General features: G+C 69.1%; 15 protein-coding genes, 2 tRNA genes and 1 pseudogene. 10 read left to right on the forward strand and 8 right to left on the reverse strand.

Features of this window, described 5'->3' with window-relative positions; translation table 11 throughout:
• The first annotated feature begins 100 nt into the window (after positions 1-100).
• From MKL20_RS12585 to MKL20_RS12600, 4 genes are all read left to right on the forward strand, one after another.
• On the forward strand, positions 101-1,597 hold the full coding sequence (locus MKL20_RS12585) for a heme biosynthesis protein HemY (RefSeq protein WP_244036933.1): 1,497 nt from the start codon (positions 101-103) through the stop codon (positions 1,595-1,597).
• 241 nt (positions 1,598-1,838) lie between these two features.
• A complete protein-coding gene (locus MKL20_RS12590) occupies positions 1,839-2,294 on the forward strand; it encodes an NUDIX hydrolase (protein WP_243963098.1) in 456 nt (151 codons plus the stop codon).
• 85 nt (positions 2,295-2,379) lie between these two features.
• Positions 2,380-2,454, forward strand: a tRNA-Thr gene (locus MKL20_RS12595).
• A 179-nt stretch (positions 2,455-2,633) separates the two neighbouring features.
• Complete coding sequence (locus MKL20_RS12600) at positions 2,634-2,909, forward strand: hypothetical protein (RefSeq protein WP_243963099.1); 276 nt, start codon at positions 2,634-2,636, stop codon at positions 2,907-2,909.
• Positions 2,910-2,960: 51 nt separating this feature from the next.
• Here MKL20_RS12600 and MKL20_RS12605 read toward each other — a convergent pair whose 3' ends face one another.
• Positions 2,961-3,206, reverse strand: a complete 246-nt coding sequence (locus MKL20_RS12605; protein WP_243963100.1) for a hypothetical protein — start codon at positions 3,204-3,206, stop codon at positions 2,961-2,963.
• Positions 3,207-3,640: 434 nt separating this feature from the next.
• On the opposite strand from MKL20_RS12605, the gene MKL20_RS12610 reads away from it, so the two are divergent.
• Positions 3,641-4,021, forward strand: coding sequence for an energy transducer TonB (locus tag MKL20_RS12610; RefSeq protein WP_244036934.1), 381 nt, complete (start codon positions 3,641-3,643; stop codon positions 4,019-4,021).
• A gap of 138 nt (positions 4,022-4,159) precedes the next feature.
• The gene (locus MKL20_RS12615; RefSeq protein WP_243963102.1) at positions 4,160-4,300 is read left to right on the forward strand and encodes a hypothetical protein; all 141 of its coding nucleotides are present in this window, start codon (positions 4,160-4,162) and stop codon (positions 4,298-4,300) included.
• A gap of 6 nt (positions 4,301-4,306) precedes the next feature.
• Here the strand turns inward: MKL20_RS12615 and MKL20_RS12620 are convergent, their stop codons facing one another.
• The 3 genes from MKL20_RS12620 to MKL20_RS12630 all read right to left on the reverse strand — a co-directional run bounded on the left by MKL20_RS12620 (position 4,307) and on the right by MKL20_RS12630 (position 6,348).
• Positions 4,307-4,543, reverse strand: coding sequence for a hypothetical protein (locus MKL20_RS12620; protein WP_244036935.1), 237 nt, complete (start codon positions 4,541-4,543; stop codon positions 4,307-4,309).
• A 164-nt stretch (positions 4,544-4,707) separates the two neighbouring features.
• Positions 4,708-5,697 (reverse strand): inorganic phosphate transporter, encoded by a 990-nt coding sequence (locus MKL20_RS12625; protein ID WP_244036936.1) that lies wholly within the window; start codon positions 5,695-5,697, stop codon positions 4,708-4,710.
• A 9-nt stretch (positions 5,698-5,706) separates the two neighbouring features.
• Positions 5,707-6,348 (reverse strand): DUF47 domain-containing protein, encoded by a 642-nt coding sequence (locus tag MKL20_RS12630; protein WP_244036937.1) that lies wholly within the window; start codon positions 6,346-6,348, stop codon positions 5,707-5,709.
• Positions 6,349-6,623: 275 nt separating this feature from the next.
• On the opposite strand from MKL20_RS12630, the gene MKL20_RS12635 reads away from it, so the two are divergent.
• Positions 6,624-6,848, forward strand: a complete 225-nt coding sequence (locus MKL20_RS12635) for a hypothetical protein (protein ID WP_244036938.1) — start codon at positions 6,624-6,626, stop codon at positions 6,846-6,848.
• 90 nt (positions 6,849-6,938) lie between these two features.
• Here MKL20_RS12635 and MKL20_RS12640 read toward each other — a convergent pair whose 3' ends face one another.
• Positions 6,939-7,652 (reverse strand): Crp/Fnr family transcriptional regulator, encoded by a 714-nt coding sequence (locus tag MKL20_RS12640; RefSeq protein WP_244036939.1) that lies wholly within the window; start codon positions 7,650-7,652, stop codon positions 6,939-6,941.
• A 241-nt stretch (positions 7,653-7,893) separates the two neighbouring features.
• Here MKL20_RS12640 and MKL20_RS12645 point away from each other — a divergent pair, with 241 nt between their 5' ends.
• The 3 genes and pseudogenes from MKL20_RS12645 to MKL20_RS12655 all read left to right on the forward strand — a co-directional run.
• Positions 7,894-8,604: a Crp/Fnr family transcriptional regulator gene (locus MKL20_RS12645; RefSeq protein ID WP_244036940.1), complete on the forward strand. Its 711-nt coding sequence runs from the start codon at positions 7,894-7,896 to the stop codon at positions 8,602-8,604.
• A gap of 604 nt (positions 8,605-9,208) precedes the next feature.
• Positions 9,209-11,446, forward strand: a complete 2,238-nt coding sequence (locus MKL20_RS12650; RefSeq protein ID WP_244036941.1) for a glycoside hydrolase family 16 protein — start codon at positions 9,209-9,211, stop codon at positions 11,444-11,446.
• 322 nt (positions 11,447-11,768) lie between these two features.
• Positions 11,769-12,249 (forward strand): annotated as a pseudogene (locus MKL20_RS12655) (transposase); the annotation flags it as partial.
• A gap of 185 nt (positions 12,250-12,434) precedes the next feature.
• Here MKL20_RS12655 and MKL20_RS12660 read toward each other — a convergent pair.
• The 3 genes from MKL20_RS12660 to MKL20_RS12670 form a co-directional block, all read right to left on the reverse strand.
• Positions 12,435-12,509: transfer RNA gene (locus tag MKL20_RS12660), tRNA-Gln, on the reverse strand.
• A 130-nt stretch (positions 12,510-12,639) separates the two neighbouring features.
• Positions 12,640-14,217, reverse strand: coding sequence for an aldehyde dehydrogenase (NADP(+)) (locus MKL20_RS12665; protein WP_244036942.1), 1,578 nt, complete (start codon positions 14,215-14,217; stop codon positions 12,640-12,642).
• 59 nt (positions 14,218-14,276) lie between these two features.
• On the reverse strand, positions 14,277-15,947 hold the full coding sequence (locus tag MKL20_RS12670) for a thiamine pyrophosphate-binding protein (RefSeq protein WP_244036943.1): 1,671 nt from the start codon (positions 15,945-15,947) through the stop codon (positions 14,277-14,279).
• Positions 15,948-16,083: the final 136 nt, after the last annotated feature.

The following is a 16,083-nucleotide window of genomic DNA, read 5'->3' on the forward strand; positions in this document are numbered from 1 at the left end:
TCGCGCGGCTGCATCCCCTCCGGCCGGGCGCCTGGGCGCCCCGCCTCTCCCGCACCCAGCGGCGGCCGCCCGGCGGCCGTCGACAGGAGACACTGACCCCATGTGGCGCGCCCTCGCCTTCCTGGCCCTGCTCGCACTCGCCGCCTTCGGGGCGGTCTGGATCGCCGACCGGCCCGGCACCGTCACCGTCGTCTGGAACGGCTACCAGATCGGCACCAGCCTCGCCGTCGCCCTGGTCGGCGTGATCGCAGCCGCGATCGTCCTCGGCCTGCTCTGGGCGATCGTGCGCGGCGTGATCGGCCTGCCGGACGCGCTGGTGCGCGGCTCGGCCGAGCGTCGCCGGGCGAAGGGCTTCTCGGCCCTGTCGCGCGGGATGGTGGCGGTCGGCTCCGGCGATCCCCTCGCGGCCCGGCGCTACGCCGGGGATGCCGAGCGTCTGCTCGGGCCCGAGCCCTTGACCCTGCTGCTGAAGGCCCAGGCGGCCCAGATCTCCGGCGACCGCGACGCCGCCGAGAGCGCCTTCCAGCGCATGGTCGACGACCCCGAGACCCGGGTGCTCGGCCTGCGCGGCCTGTTCGTGGAGGCGCGCCGCCGCGAGGACGAGACCGCCGCCCGCGCCTACGCGGTCGAGGCGGCCCGCCTCGCCCCGAGCGTCACCTGGGCCAACGAGGCGGTGCTCGAGGCACACTCGGCCGATGGCGACTGGGCCTCGGCCCTGGAGGCCGTCGAGCGGCGCTCCTCGCTCGGGCTCATCGACAAGGCCACCGCCCGGCGCCAGCGGGCCGTGCTGCTGACCGCGATCGCCGGCGAGCGCGAGGCCGGCGAGCCCGAACTCGCCGCGGAGCGGGTGCTGCAGGCGGTGAAACTCGCCCCCGACCTCGTTCCGGCGGCCTGCATCGCGGGGCGGCTGCTCGGCCGCCGGGGTGATCTGCGCAAGGCCGCCAAGGTCGTCGAGGCGGCGTGGAAGGCCAATCCCCATCCCGACTTGGCCACGGTCTATCTCGGCCTGCGGACCGGCGATTCGGTCCGCGACCGCCTGGCCCGGGCCGAGACCCTGGCCAAGCTGTCCTCCTGGGATCCGGAATCCCGTCTCGCCGTGGCGCAGGCGGCCCTCGATGCGCGCGATTACGGCCGAGCCCGTGAGGCCCTGAAGCCGCTGCTCGCCGACCGCCCGACTGTCCGCTCCAGCCTGATGATGGCGGCGATCGAGGAGGCCGAGCACGGCGCGGCGTCGGGCCAGGCCCGAGAGTGGCTGTCCCGGGCGGCCCGGGCGCCGCGCGATCCGGTCTGGATCGCCGACGGCATCGCCTCCGATACCTGGGCGCCGGTCTCGCCGATCACGGGACGTCTCGACGCCTTCGCGTGGCGCGAGCCGCCGAACACGCTGGCGCCGTCCGTGCCCGCGGTGGAGCCGGAGGAACCCGAGGCACCGCAGCACGTTCTGGTCCCGGCCGGTCCGAAACCGCTCGCCCCCCTCCCGACCATCATGCCCACTGGAAACACGCCGCCTGCTCCGGGAGCCGACGCGGTCTCCGCCGGGATGGCTGCCGCCGCGGCGCCGGTCTCCGGGGAGCGTGCGGTGCGGCGGATCGGATGACCGGACGACGGATCCGGCTTTAGCCGAGCAACTAATAGGAGGTGCGGAGATATCAGTCTTGTGTCGAACTTTTCCTTGGCCCGTGCGGTTATGTTGACGGCAGTTGCTGATACTGCGTATTTTGTTGCTGATGCAGCGTTATGCCGACCGAGGATCCGACCATCTGTGCTCCGTTCCACCCCCCTGCCGCGCCGATGATCCGGCGGGGCGCGACCAGGGTTTCGACCCGGCCGGTGCAGCCGTGACGGCCGCGATCCAAGACGAGCCCGAGCCGCGCCGGCAGGTTGGCGTCCTGCCGTTCCAGCAAGGGCGCGACGGCGAGGATCGGATTCTCCTGGTGACCTCGCGCGAGAGCCGGCGCTGGGTGATCCCGAAGGGCTGGCCCATGAAGGGCCGCAAGCCGTTCGAGGCGGCGGCGCGCGAAGCCTACGAGGAGGCCGGCCTGCGCGGCGATGTCGGCAAGCGCCCACTCGGCTACTATGTCTACCAGAAGCGCCTGAAGAACCTCGATGCGGTCCTGTGCCAGGTCAAGGTGTTCCCGCTCAAGGTCCGCAAGCAGCTCAAGACCTTCCCCGAGGTGAACCAGCGCGAGCTGCGCTGGTTCACGCCGGCCGAGGCCGCCGAGGCCGTGTCCGAACCCGGCCTCGCCGCGATCATTCGCGCCACCTGCCGGCAGGTAAAGGCAGCGGACGCGTAACTCACCGTTGCCAAGCCGCCGCCGATCCGTTATTGCCCCCCTCAGCCGGACGGACACGCCCCCGAGCGGGGTCGCCACGGCGCTTGCTGCGGTAGCTCAGTGGTAGAGCACTTCATTGGTAATGAAGAGGTCGACAGTTCAATCCTGTCTCGCAGCACCAGATATCTCGACGCCAGCGTAATCGGATCCAGACTTTCTAGCGCTCTCGCGTGAAGTCTCGTGCTGAGCGTCGATCGTGCGCATCGGATCGCGAGAAAGCCGGTCCCCACGGGTGAGCCTTCCGTCCTGCGCATGACGGCGTGCCGATGCATCCGATGAGGGGATGATGCGGACGTGAATATGACGGCGCTTTTCACGATGCTCGGCATCGTGCTCGGCTGGGCCGTCCTGGCCGGGATCGCGCTGTTTTCCGGTCGGATCGCCAGTTTCGCGTTCCTGGTCCTGACGGTGGTGGCGCTGTTTCTCTACGTTCCCTGGGTCAGGCTCCGCGCTAGCGGGATCGAGGGCTCCAGCCGTCCGGTGCGGTTCTGGACGAATGTCGCGATGCTGGCGGTCAGCCTCGCGGCCTGCCTGGCCTTCGGCGTGATGCTGGCCCGGCGCACGGGTTTCTTGTAGCGAGGGCCGCGCGGCAGCCGCGTGCCCACTCTCCGAGAAACCGCCGCGCGTTCAGTGCTTCGTGAGGCTGTCCACGGTCTCGTTCTGCCCGAGCGTGTCCGAGAACCGCCCGAGGCGGCTGAGGCTCGGTTCGTTCAGGCCGCCGGCATTGGCGAAGGTGGCCAGCGCGACACCTACCAGGAAGCTGGCTTCCTCCGCGGTGACGGCGCGACCGCTCAGGGTGCTGGCCGCGCCGCGCACCGCGAGTACGGCCTGCTGGAACGCCGGGTCGCTCTGCAGCTCGGCCAATCGGGTCATGGGGGCTCTTTCCTGGATCGGGGTGGATGCCGTGGGTCTCGCCGAAGCTTCGAGGCGCCCGCGCAAGGATCTTTCCAGCGCTGCCGCTGCAGCGCCCTGTATGCGGGCGGAAGCCGGCGATCATTCTTTGGGGTCGAAGTCCGACAATCGACCACCATACGCATCAAGCTAGGCGGTTTTCGCATCATGGATCAAGTTTTCCATCCGCTCGCCCCTCGGTCCGGGTGGCGGCGAGAATGCCCCGTCGGGGTCATCCCCGTCATGCGCGAGCGCGCGATCTCGAGGGTGGGCGCCCAGGCATCCAGGCCGCCCCAGCGCCGGTCCGCATCATCCCGGGCGACGCCTCGCCGCAGCCCGGCTTTCGGGTGACGGCCGGTAAACCCTTCGGCGTAAGGATGGATGCGTTCATTCCGCCGTAGGGTCGTTGTTCCAGCATGTCGTCGCGCCTGTTGACCCACGGAACCGTCCTGCTCGGCCTTTTGCTGGCACCCTGGCCGGCGCAGGCGCGGGCGGGCGTCACGCCCGCGGTGCGCAGCTGGCTGTCCGCCCTCGTCATGCGGATCGACGCGGTCGACCGGACCGACCGGCGCGGGAAGACCCGCGGGGCGGCCGGCACCGTGGTGGTGCGCGTCGCGATCGCCCCCGACGGATCGGTGCGGCAGGCCGAGATCGAGAGCAGCTCCGGCTCCCCCGGCCTCGACCAGCGGGCGCTCCGGGCGGTCCGGGGCGCCAGCCCGTTCAAGCCGCCCCCGGCCGAGCTGCTGGCCGAGACCGGTGTGGCCGACCTCAGCGTGCCGGTGGAGTTCGGCCCCTGAGTTGCAACATCCGCGATGGGTGCATTGCCCAAGCCGTCGCCTTCTCAGCGATCTGGCTTGGCGTATCTGCAACCTGAAACTTTCTCCTGAACGTCTCCGTTGAGGCCCGCGGCGCAGGTTGCGCCCGGGAGGCTGCGCGTGAAGGACGCATTCGTGAGACTGCGCCGGGTGGATGGCAGGAAGCCGCCCCTCCCGGTGGTCGTGGCGTCGCTGATCGTCTCGATCGGGATCTGGGTGGTGATCTGTCACTCTGCCGGCCGGATCGTCTGGACCTGGTGAGCGGCTTCACCGGTCGGGATGCGGGCCGGCGCTGAGATAGGCCCCCACCAGGAAGCCGGATTGATGTGCCGCCAGATAGGCGAGCAGAACCAGCACCTTCCCGGCGTCGAGCGTGGCGGCGAGCGCCCAGAGCGGCAGGCAGACCAGGGCGATGAGCATTGAGCTCGCCACCACCATCGGGGCCCGGTAGCGCCAGCCTTCCAAAACCCCGAGCGCGAACAAGAGGGCCGCGATAAGCAACAAGCAGGACCCTATTGGATTAAATAGTAAGGATTACGCTCCAATCCTATACGAGCTGCAATATTAAGAAACCAAAATTTGATGATCTGCGGCGGTTGTGATGTCTGCTCCGCGCCGGCAGGGCCGGGCCGACGGTGTCCCGCCCTGCCCTTCCGACGCCGAACCGGTCACGGCAGCACGAAGCCCGAGACGCCGTAGACCAGGGCCGCCACCAGGGCTGCGGCCGGCATGGTGATCACCCAAGCGACCACGATCCCCTGGGCGACGTTCCAGCGCACCGCCGACACGCGCTTGGCCGCGCCGACGCCGATGATCGCCCCGGTGATCGTGTGGGTTGTCGAGACCGGGATCCCGAACGCAGTGGCGGCGAACAGGGTCACGGCCCCGCCGGTCTCGGCGCAGAAGCCCTGCATGGGCGAGAGCCGGGTGATCTTCGAGCCCATCGTGTGGACGATGCGCCAGCCGCCGAGCAGCGTGCCGAGCGCCATGGCGGTCTGGCAGGAGAGCACCACCCAGAGCGGCACATGGAACGCGCCGCCCCCCTCCCCGTGGGCGTAGAGCAGCACCGCGATGATGCCCATGGTCTTCTGCGCATCGTTGCCGCCATGGCCGAGGGAGTAGAGCGAGGCCGAGACGAACTGCATCCCCCGGAACAGCCGGTCCACGGCGTGGGGTGTCGAGCGCACGAAGATCCACGACACCGCCAGCATCAGCAGCAACCCGAGGCCGAAGCCCAGGGCGGGCGAGAGCACGATGGCGGCGCTGGTGGCGATCACGCCCGGCCAGACGATCGCGCCGAGGCCCGCCTTGGCGATGCCGGCCCCGAGCAGGCCCCCGATCAGCGCATGCGAACTCGAGGACGGGATGCCGGCGTACCAGGTGATCAGGTTCCAGCTGATCGCGCCGCCGAGCGCGCCCAGGATCACCCGGTCTGTCACCATCGTGACGTCGACGATGCCGGACCCCACCGTGCCGGCGACGTGCAGGCCGAAGATCAGGAACGCCACGAAGTTGAAGAACGCCGCCCAGATGACGGCGTAGCGGGGTGCGAGCACCCGGGTCGACACGATGGTGGCGATCGAATTGGCGGCGTCGTGGAGCCCGTTCAGGAAATCGAAGACCAGGGCGACGGCGATGAGGACGATCAGGAGGGTCACGCGGTGGACTCAGACATGCTCGACCACGATGCTGCTGATCTGGTTCGCGACATCCTCGAACCGGTCCATGACCTTTTCCAGGTGATCGTAGAGTTCGGACCCGACCACGAAGGCCATCGGATCCTGGCGCGACGCCTTGAATAGCGCCTTCAGCCCGGCATTGTGCAGGTCGTCGGCCCGGCCTTCGAGCTGAATCACCCGCTCGGTCAGGGTGTTCAGCACGGCGGCGTTCTCGCCGAGCGCCCGCAGCTTCGGCAGCGCCTCGGCGGTGGCGGCGGCCGCCTCCTGGATTACCGCGCCCATCTCGCGCATCGACGGCTCGAAGGCGGTGACCTCGAACAGCTGCACCGTCTTGGCGGTCTTGAGCATCTGGTCGATGGCGTCGTCCAGGGAGCCGACCAGGGCCTGGATGTCGCCTCGGTCGAACGGGGTGATGAAGGTCCGGCGCACGGCGAGCAGGGCCTCGCGGGTGATCGTGTCGGCCTCGTCCTCGTGGGCGGCGATCGCCTGGCAGGCCACCGGCACGTCCTCTGTGCCATCGAGCAGCGCCCGGAGGGCGGCCGCGCCGGCCACGATCGTTGCAGCATGACGCTCGAACAGGTCGAAGAACCGATCTTCCTTCGGCATCAGTGCACGAAACCAGCCCAGCATGCGATGTCTCAGTTCGAGGACTGATATCCGTGCGACTTCGACGGATCCGAGGGGCCTAGCATGGCCGTCGATGAACTGCATCCGGCCCGCAAAGACGACGCGCTGCATGGCCCCATACGGATGGGCGGTTCTCGCCGGCACCGGCTGACGCCATCCAGATCATTGACAGTATCGATTTCCAGTATCGATCCTATCTGTTTGAATCATGACGCAGTGCAGCGCAAATATCACCTCGACACCGGGCTTCGGGCCCGGACAGCGAGAGGCACCCTATCATGACCCTGCGACCCTTCCTGATCGCCACCCTGGCGTCCCTGCCGATGATCGGCTCCGCTCTGGCGGACGAGGCCCTCACCCTGACACCGCCGCTCTACCGCGAGCAGGCCCGCGCGACCTCCGCTCAGCGTCCCGCAACGGAACTGGCGACCACGCCGCGCCTCGTCCCGGCGGTCCCGACCGCGATCCGCGTCGTCACCGCGACCGCACTGCCGACCCGCTGAGGTGGCCGGCCCCTATCGAAGGCGCATCCCGGACCTCACGCCGGGATGCGCCTTCGCATGGAGATCGACGCAGACCAGCCGGGGCGGCGATTACTGGACGAGATAAGCCGGATCGAACTGTGCCAAGTGCTTCAGGCGCGTGCGGTCGATGATCGTCAGCTGGCCGGCCTTGAGGTGGATCAGCCCTTCGGCGCGCAGATGCATGAGCACGCGGTTCACGTGCACGGAGGTCAGGCCCAGCGCATCTGCCAGGTCGTGTTGGGTGATGCGCAATTTGCAGCTGTCTTCGGTCGCCTGTCCGACCTCGGCGAGCCGCCAGCGCAATTCGCAGAACAGATGCGCCGTGCGCTCGATTCCGTCTCGACGGCCGAGGCTGACGATCCACTCGCGGGCGATGGCCTCGTCGCGGCGCAGGCGGCGCTGCAGGGATGTCGCGAGGGCCGGATCGTGTGGCGCCGTGAACCGCGACAGCGGGATTTCGCCGAGCGTGCAGCGGGTCAGCGTACTGACGGCATAGCTGGAGCGCCCCGCCAGGATCGCTTCCAGGTCGCAGATGTCGCCGGGAACCAGGATGGCGGTGATCTGGCGACGGCCATCCTGCAGCATGCGGTAGCGGCAGGTATGGCCGGCCAGCAGCAGGTGAGCGACGTTTGGCGTGGCCCCGGGAACCAGAATCTCGTTCTGCTTCGGAACCGTGCGTTCCCGCAGTGAAAAGCCGAGTTCGTTCGTCAGGCTCCGGGGATGGGTCGCGTAGGCCGCCATCTCGGCCGGCCGAGCAGTGAGCATCCGTGCGTTCCAGTCCATCTGCGGTTCATGCACCGAGTATCGGCTCAGTAAGGATCGACTGATCTATGAAGACAAAGCCTCCAGATGGATTTGGACCAGATTTCGATAGAGATATGTTTCTTGTGTCCGAAATCGTACCCTTATCATGGCGCTGTTTTTCTGTGTAAAATAGTACTATAGCTGTGTGATTGTCCGTCGGAATTATCGGGCGCGGACGACTGGGAGGGCGCGTACTCTTGCCCTGATTGGGAGCAGAGCCATGCTTCAGCTTCAGCAATCCGACAGTCGCAACCGCCTGCTCGGCGCCCTGGCGCCGGGGGACTTCACCCGTCTGGCCCCGGCTCTCGAGCGCTGGCCGCTCCACCTCCACGACACCCTGATCCGCGCCCATGAGCCGCTGTCGCACGCCTATTTCGTCGAGACCGGCCTGGTCTCGCTCGTGGCGGCCACCGAGGGCGGCCGGATCGAGATCGGCCTGGTCGGCCAGGAGGGGTTGGCTGGCGTGCCGCTCGTGCTCGGGACCGATCGCGGTCCCGTCCTGGGGATCGTGCAGGGCGGGGGCGAGGCTCTGCGCATTCCGGCTTCCGCCTTGCGCGAGGCGCTGCAAGCGAGCCCGGGATTGCGGGGCGTTCTGGGCCGCTACGTTCTGAGCCTGATGATCCAGATGGGCTATACGGTCTACGCGAGCGCCGAATTGAACGTCGAGGCGCGGCTCGCCCGCTGGATCCTGATGACCCATGACCGGCTGAACGCCGAAGCGATGCCGCTCACCCACGAATTCATGGCGATGATGCTGGGCGTGCGCCGTACCGGCGTGACCGCCGCCCTGTATGTCCCGACCGGTGCCGGCATGGTCCGGGCGAGCGAGGGGCGCATCACCGTGCTCGACCGCGACAGGCTGAAGGATCTGGCCGGCGACACCTACGGGCCGGCGGAGGGCGAGTACGAGCGCCTGCTGGCGGAAGCCTGAGCGGAATCCGAGGACGCACGCGGCCGGTTCTTGTGTCGAGCCCGTGCGGCCGATCCTGATCCGCGGCCCGGCCTTCGGATGCCAGGGGCTCAAAATTTGGGCGCCCTCTCGGATCTGCCGAGCCGCTTCCCCACCGGGATCGAAAGCCGCGCCGCGACGAAGCAGATCCCTGCGGCGCTCATCCTGCGCGACGATCCGCCAGCGTATGCCGCGACCGGCGCTGGATTTCGGCAGCGAGGCACTGGCTACGACCGAGCGCCGACAGATCCAGGACCGTCCGATGCGCCTTCTCCAACGAGCCCGGGCCGGCCGAAGGACAGGACTATAAAGCTACACGCGGGTGGGGCCTGCCGGACACTGTCAATCCCCGACACGGTGCCTGCAGTGCCTAATCTATATACATCGAAAATAGTAGCTTGAATTCTGAGCCCATACCAATCTTGACAGCAGCGCAACCACGTACGTATTGTTTCCACAGTGTTAAATATAGGAAAACATAGCTGAGCCGGTTGCCCGTCGTCTCGGGGACCTGACGCCACGTAGGCAAGCTTTCTTGTGCTGCGATCGAAGAATCGCGCCTTGCTGCAAGTCTGGGGAAACATTCATGGTCGATCTGACCGGCTACAAGCTGACCTTCGACGACGAATTCAACACGCGCAGCATTTCACAAACCGGAGCAGGCACCACCTGGGCGGATATCCGCGCGCAGGACCGCGGCGATGCGAACGCCGATGTCGGCTTCGGTCACTCGTCCTTCGTGGACAAGGGCTCGGGCTATGACCCGTTCCAGGTTCAGAACGGCGCCCTGTCGATCACCGCGGTGCCGGACAGGACGCCGTCGGGCGTTCCCGGAAGCTGGGAATCCGGCCTGCTGACCACCCAGGGCAACTTCTCCCAGACCTACGGGTATTTCGAGGTCCGGGCCGACTTCTCCGAGCAGGTCGGCGCCTGGGATGCGTTCTGGCTGTTGCCCAACCAGCAGACGCCGGATCCGCACAATGCGGGTCAGCACCAAGAACTCGACGTCGTCGAGCGGTACGGCGGTGGGCCGAAGACCGTCTACAGCACGATCCACACCACGGACCAGACGCCGAATATTCCCTGGCAGCAGAATCGCCAGGTCACCAGCGAGATGCCGAACGAGAACGGCTATCACACCTACGGCATGGACTGGCAGGCCGACCGGCTCAGCTTCTACGTCGACGGTCAGCTGGCCGGCTCGCAGGCCACCCCCTCGGATCTGCACAGCCCGATGTACATGCTGGTCAACCTGGCTACGCAGGGTTCGGGCGGCAACAACGCCGACAGCGCCGGTGTGCCGATCACGTCCAAAATCGACTACGTCCGCGCCTATTCGAAGGATCCGACGGCCGTCGCCGTCAAGCAGGATGCCGTATCGAGCCCGGACGGCAAGGATCCGGGTTTGTACGGCGCCACCCCCGCGGTGGCCGCATCGACAAGTACGACCACCACGGCCAGCGCCACGACCACGAGTGCGGCCCCTTCGAGCAACACGACGGGTGCGGCGAGTTCGACACCGTCGACCACGTCGTCCCAGGGCGCGAGCAGCCCGGCCACCGGTTCTGCGACGACAACCGGCGTGACGACCAAGCCGGCGACCGGTTCGACGACTGGCAACACCTCGGGGGCAAGCAGCTCGACCGCCGGCACGACGACCACGACCCCGAGCTCCACCGTCTCGACCGCTCCGGCCAGCGCCGCTCCCAGCGTGACCGGCGCGACGAATTCGGCGATCGGCAGCACGACGTCGGCTACGCCCCCTGCGGCGGCCGCCAGCGCGACACCCCAGGCGGCAGCCCCGTCGACGGGGTCTGCCGGCACGACAAGCCCAACCGCAAGCGCCACCGTATCGCCTAATTCGGCAAGCGCCGCTCCCAGTGCGACTGGCACTGCCCCGAGCTCGACCAGCACGACGAATGCAGCGAGCGGCACCGCATCGGTCGGGACGCGCCCGGTCACGGCCAGCGCGACGTCCAACGCGGCTGCGATCCCGGCCACGAGTTCCGCCGTCCCGGCCGCGCAGGCCAGTGCCCCCGCGAGCTCGACCGGCACGGTGAGTCCGACCGCGTCCAACGTGGCAAATCCTTCGTCCACCGGCTCGACGAATACGGTCGCCGCGCCCACGCCCGCGAATGGCATGGCCAATACACCAGCCGCAGGATCGAATGCCGCGGGCGCTCCTGCCCTCACACCCGGCTCTTCCGGCACGGCGGCCCCGACCATCCCTGGTTCTGCATCTGCAGGCAGTGCCTCCGCCGTCACGACCGCGCCCGCTAACGCGGTCCCTGCCACGGCGCCCAGCCCCACGAGCCCGGCTCCGACGGGCACGAACGGTGCGGCAACCAGCGCAACCGGCAGCATCCCGACTACCCCGGCCGCGAGCATCAGTCCGACCAACGCGCCGACAAGCCCGGTCCAGCCGGCGGCTGCCACCGTCCCGACCAGCCCAACGGCAGTCGCGACCAACGGCACCGCCAGCACGGCACAGCCGGCGCTCGCCGGCGCGACGCGTTCGCCCACCGTCAGCCCGAGCCCACAAGCGCCGACCGGCAATGCGCCTGTCTCGTCCCCCGCTACCCCGAGCCCGGTCAGCCCGACGAGTTCGTCTCCGCCCGCGACTGCGAGCGGGACAAGCACGCAGGGCTCAGCCGGGACTCCGCCGGTGAGCAAGGCCGCCAACTATCAGACGTTCTCCATTCCCGAGAGCCAGCGAAAGGCTGCGATCGCCGTGATGGAGAAGTTCACCCATGCCGAACCCAGTCACGCCGCGTCGACCAGTTGGTTCGCCAAGCTTTCCAATGTGCTGATGCATCTCTGGTAGGCGCCGGGCGCGTTCGGCCAAAAACTCGGAGCTCCGCCCGGTCGCGACGCGATCGGGCGGAGCTCGGGCATCAGGAAGCCGACCGCCGAGTGGATGGGCTGCCGCTTGTCGTAGCCTTCGAGGTGGATGAACAGATGGCGTCGGGCCTCGCCCCGGGGTGCCCTTCGTCCCCGACGGGGGATTTCGACCTCACCGCAGCAATTGGCCGTGACTCGCCCACAGAGCCATCGCCCTGCATCTGAACTCGGTGATGAACGCCCTGATCCTCCCCCGGCTCCACGGGCACCTCTGATACGCTCCTTGCGGGCGGGGAAGGTGTTTGATGGCGAAGACGAGACGGGAGTTCACGCCCGAGTTCAAACGCGAGGCGGTGGCCCTGCTGGAAAGCAGCGGGCGACCACAGATGCAGATCGCGGCCGAACTTGGGATCCAACCCTCCATGCTGAGGCGGTGGCGCACGGCGCTGATGGGAGGCTCTTCACCACCACCACGGGCAGCAGCATCACCAGGAGCCGCGGCTGCGAGCCCGTTGGCTTCCCCCTCCGACCAAGCCGCCGAGATCGCTCGTCTGCGGCGTGAACTCGATCGGACGCGCATGGAGCGCGACGTCCTAAAAAAGCGATCGGCATTTTTGCGGAGATGCCCAAGTGACGTTCGCTTTCATCGAGCAGCATGCGAGCACCTGGCCGGTGCGTCTCATGTGCCGCGTGCTCGAAGTCTCTCACAATGGCTACTACGACTGGCGATCCCGTCCCGAGAGTGCCCGGTCGGCGTCCAACCGTCGCCGTCTCGACCACGTCCGGACGTCTGAGCAAGCGGAACGGAACGCGAGCTAAACCTCCTGTCCGTGAAGTCGGGGGAGGATCAAACACAGTGTCAACGGCCTGCCCCTGTGGACAAGCGCGTGCAACAGCGCTGCGTACAATCGGCCGTGCCGCGGGAGCGGCTGCGAGCCGATTGCCATCAGATCAATGACTTAACGGAAGCTTGGCTGGGGCGCCAGGATTCGAACCTGGGAATGGCGGTACCAAAAACCGCTGCCTTACCACTTGGCGACGCCCCACCGTGGGCCGGGGCTGTCTAGACGGGCTGCCCCGGCCTGGCAAGCGGTCGATGGGGCTCGAACGACACCGTTTAAGCCGATGGCGCGCGGGTGTGGGCGGCTTGCGCCTGTCCCCGCGCGCCGGGGCGTGTCAGCGGCGTTCGAGGGCGCCGTCGATCCGGCGCGGCAGGCCGAGGGGGTTGGCTTCCTGGAGGGCGGCGGGCAGCAGGGCGTCGGGGAGGTCCTGGTAGCTCACCGGCCGCAGGAACCGGTCGATCGCGAGGCTGCCCACGGAGGTCGTGCGGCCGTCCGAGGTCGCCGGGTATGGGCCGCCATGGACCATGGCGTGGGCCACCTCGACCCCGGTGCCGAAGCCGTCGACCAGGATGCGCCCGACCCGGCGCTCCAGCAGCGGCAGCAGCTCCCGCACCGCCGCGTGGTCCTCGGGCGTGATGTGCAGGGAGGCGGTGAGCTGGCCTTCGAGATGCTCCAGCACCTTGCGGACCGCCGCGAGGTCGGGGCAGCGCACCACCAGGGCGGCGGCGCCGAACATCTCCTCCTGCAACTCAGGCTCCGACAGGAAGGCGTCCGAATCGGTGGCGAACAGGGCCGCCCGGCCCTGGGTGGCGGAGCCTTCGGGGCCTTCGGCGAGGCGCGTGACCGCGGCGTGGCTGGCCAGCCGCGCGACGCCCTCGCAATAGGCCCGGTGGATGCCCGGGGTCAGCATGGTCGCGGCCGGGCTCTCCCGCAGGGCGGCCGTGGCCGCAGCCAGGAACGAGTCGAGGCCGGGGCCGGGCACCGCCAGGATCAGGCCGGGATTGGTGCAGAACTGACCGGCGCCGAGCGTCAGCGAGGCCGCGAAGGCCCGGCCGATCGCCTCGCCCCGGGCCGCCAGGGCGCCCGGGAACAGCAGGACCGGGTTGATGCTGCTCATCTCGGCATAGACCGGGATCGGGCGGGGCCGCTTGGCCGCGATCTCGACCAGGGCGGTGCCGCCCCGGCGCGATCCGGTGAAGCCCACCGCGGCGATGCGGGGATCGGCCACCAGCCCCTGCCCGATCGACTGGCCGGCATCGAACAGCAGCGAGAACACCCCCTCCGGCAGGCCGCTCGCGGCGACCGCCTTCTGGATCGCCCGGCCGACCAGCTCGGAGGTGCCGGGATGGGCCGGGTGCGCCTTGACGATCACCGGGCAGCCGGCGGCCAGCGCCGAGGCGGTGTCGCCCCCGGCCACCGAGAAGGCGAGCGGGAAGTTGCTGGCGCCGAACACCGCCACCGGCCCGAGCGCGACGTTGCGCAGGCGCAGGTCCGGCCGGGGCAGCGGCTTGCGGTCCGGCAAGGCCGGGTCGATGCGGATCTCGAAGGCGCTGCCCTCACGCAGGACGCCGGCGAACAGGCGCAGCTGACCGACGGTGCGGCCGCGCTCGCCCTCGATCCGCGGCCGGGGCAGACCGGTCTCCTGCATGCAGCGGGTGACGAGGTCGTCGCCGATATCGAGGATGTTGGCGGCGATCGTCTCGAGGAAGGCCGCCCGGGCCTCCGGGGTGGTCTCGCGGTAGCTGTCGAAGGCGGAATCCGCCAGGGCGCAGGCCCGGTCGAGATCGTCAAGGCTGGCGCCGGGGAAGTCGGGCTCCAGGTCTTGGCCGGTGGCCGCCTCTATGCCCCGGAACGCGGCCTGCGTGCCTCGCCGGGCCTGAGCGCCGATCAGGTTCTCACCACGCACGGTCATCGTCGACTCCTGTTCAGATGGGGTGCGGGGCCTCCGCACCGGGTCGGTGTTGAGGGCTGTCAGCCCTCGCGGGCCGCCAGGGCCTTCGCGCGGATCGCCGCGAGGGTCATGGTCGGTGTCAGGGCCTCCGGATCGACGAGGCAGTGGATCATCGCCGGAATCCCGGCGGCGAGGCTGCGCTCGAAGGCGGGGGCGAACTCCTCGGTGCGCTCCACGCGCTCGCCGTGGCCGCCGCAGGAGCGGGCCAGGGCGGCGAAGTCGGGATTGCGCAGCTCGGTCGCCGAGACGCGCCCGGGATACTCGCGTTCCTGGTGCATCCGGATCGTGCCGTACATGCCGTTGTCCAGGACGACGACCACGATGGCGATGCCGTATTGCACGGCCGTGGCGAATTCCTGCACGGTCATCATCACGTCGCCGTCGCCCGCGAGCGCCACGACGATCCGATCCGGCTGGCTGCGCTTGGCCATCACGGCGGCCGGCAGGCCGTAGCCCATCGAGCCCGAAGTCGGGGCGAGCTGCGTCCCGAAGGCGCGGAACCGGTAGTAGCGGTGGATCCAGGTGGCGAAGTTGCCGGCGCCGTTGCAGATCACCGCGTCCGCCGGCAGCCGCTCGCGCAGCCAGGCGATCGCCTGGCCGTACTGGAACGCGCCGGGCTTCGGCTCCGGCGTCTCCGACCAGGCACGGTAGGAGGCGTGGGCCTCGGCGGCGCGGCCGGTCCGCGTTGCGTCGTAGGTCGGCAGGGCTGCGCAGAACGCCCTCGGGCTCGCCTGGATCGCCAGCGCCGGCTGGTAGACCCGGCCGAGTTCCTCCGGGTCGGGATGAACGTGGACCAGCGGCAGGCCGGGATCGGGGATGCCGAGCAGGCCGTAGGATTGCGCCGGCATCTCGGAGAGGCGGCCGCCGACCATGAGCAGCAGATCGGAGCCCTTGATCCGGGCCAGAAGATCCGGGTTCGGCCCGATCCCGAGTTCGCCCGCAAAATTCGGGTGGTCGGCATCGAACAGGTTGGCCCGCCGGAACGAGACCGCCACCGGCACGTCGTGGCGCTCAGCCCAGGCGGCCAGGGTGGCGCGGGCGGATTCCGTCCAGCGCGCGCCGCCGAGCAGGACGACCGGCCGCTGCGCCGCGGCCAGCATCGTGCGCAGCCGCTCCACATCCTCCGGCGACGGGGCCGGCTCGGCCGGGACCACCCGCGGCGCGTCGGCCACCGCCGCGACATCGTCGAGCATGTCCTCCGGCAGGGCGATCACCACCGGCCCGGGCCGGCCCTGGAGCGCCACCCGGAAGGCCCGCGCGAGGATCTCCGGGATGCGGGCCGCGTCGTCGATCTCCACCGCCCACTTGGCGAGGCCGCCGAACATCTGCCGGTAATCGACCTCCTGGAACGCCTCGCGGCCGCGCATCGCCCGGCCGATCTGACCGACGAACAGGATCATCGGCGTCGAATCCTGGCGCGCGATATGGACCCCCGCCGAGGCGTTGGTGGCCCCGGGCCCGCGGGTTACGAAGCAGATGCCGGGACGGCCGGTGAGCTTGCCGGCGGCCTCCGCCATGATCGCGGCGCCGCCCTCCTGCCGGCACACGAGTACGTCGATGCCGCTGTCGCGCAGGGCATCGAGGACCGCGAGGTAGCTCTCGCCGGGGACGCAGGTCACCCGCTCGACGCCCTGGATGAGCAATTGATCGACGAGCACCTGCGCGCCGGTGCGTGGGGGCAATCCGCTCAAGCCGTTTCTCCCTGGCGATGACGCCGCCCGGAGGATTCTTCCCAGGGGCGGCGGGCCGATGTTTCCGGCCTCAGCCTTGCCGATGCCATGTCCTGGGATGCGACTGATATGTCAGTCTCAAGATAGGGCCGCGGGT

The sequence above is a fragment of the Methylobacterium sp. E-066 genome, from assembly GCF_022829635.1.
GTDB lineage: Bacteria > Pseudomonadota > Alphaproteobacteria > Rhizobiales > Beijerinckiaceae > Methylobacterium.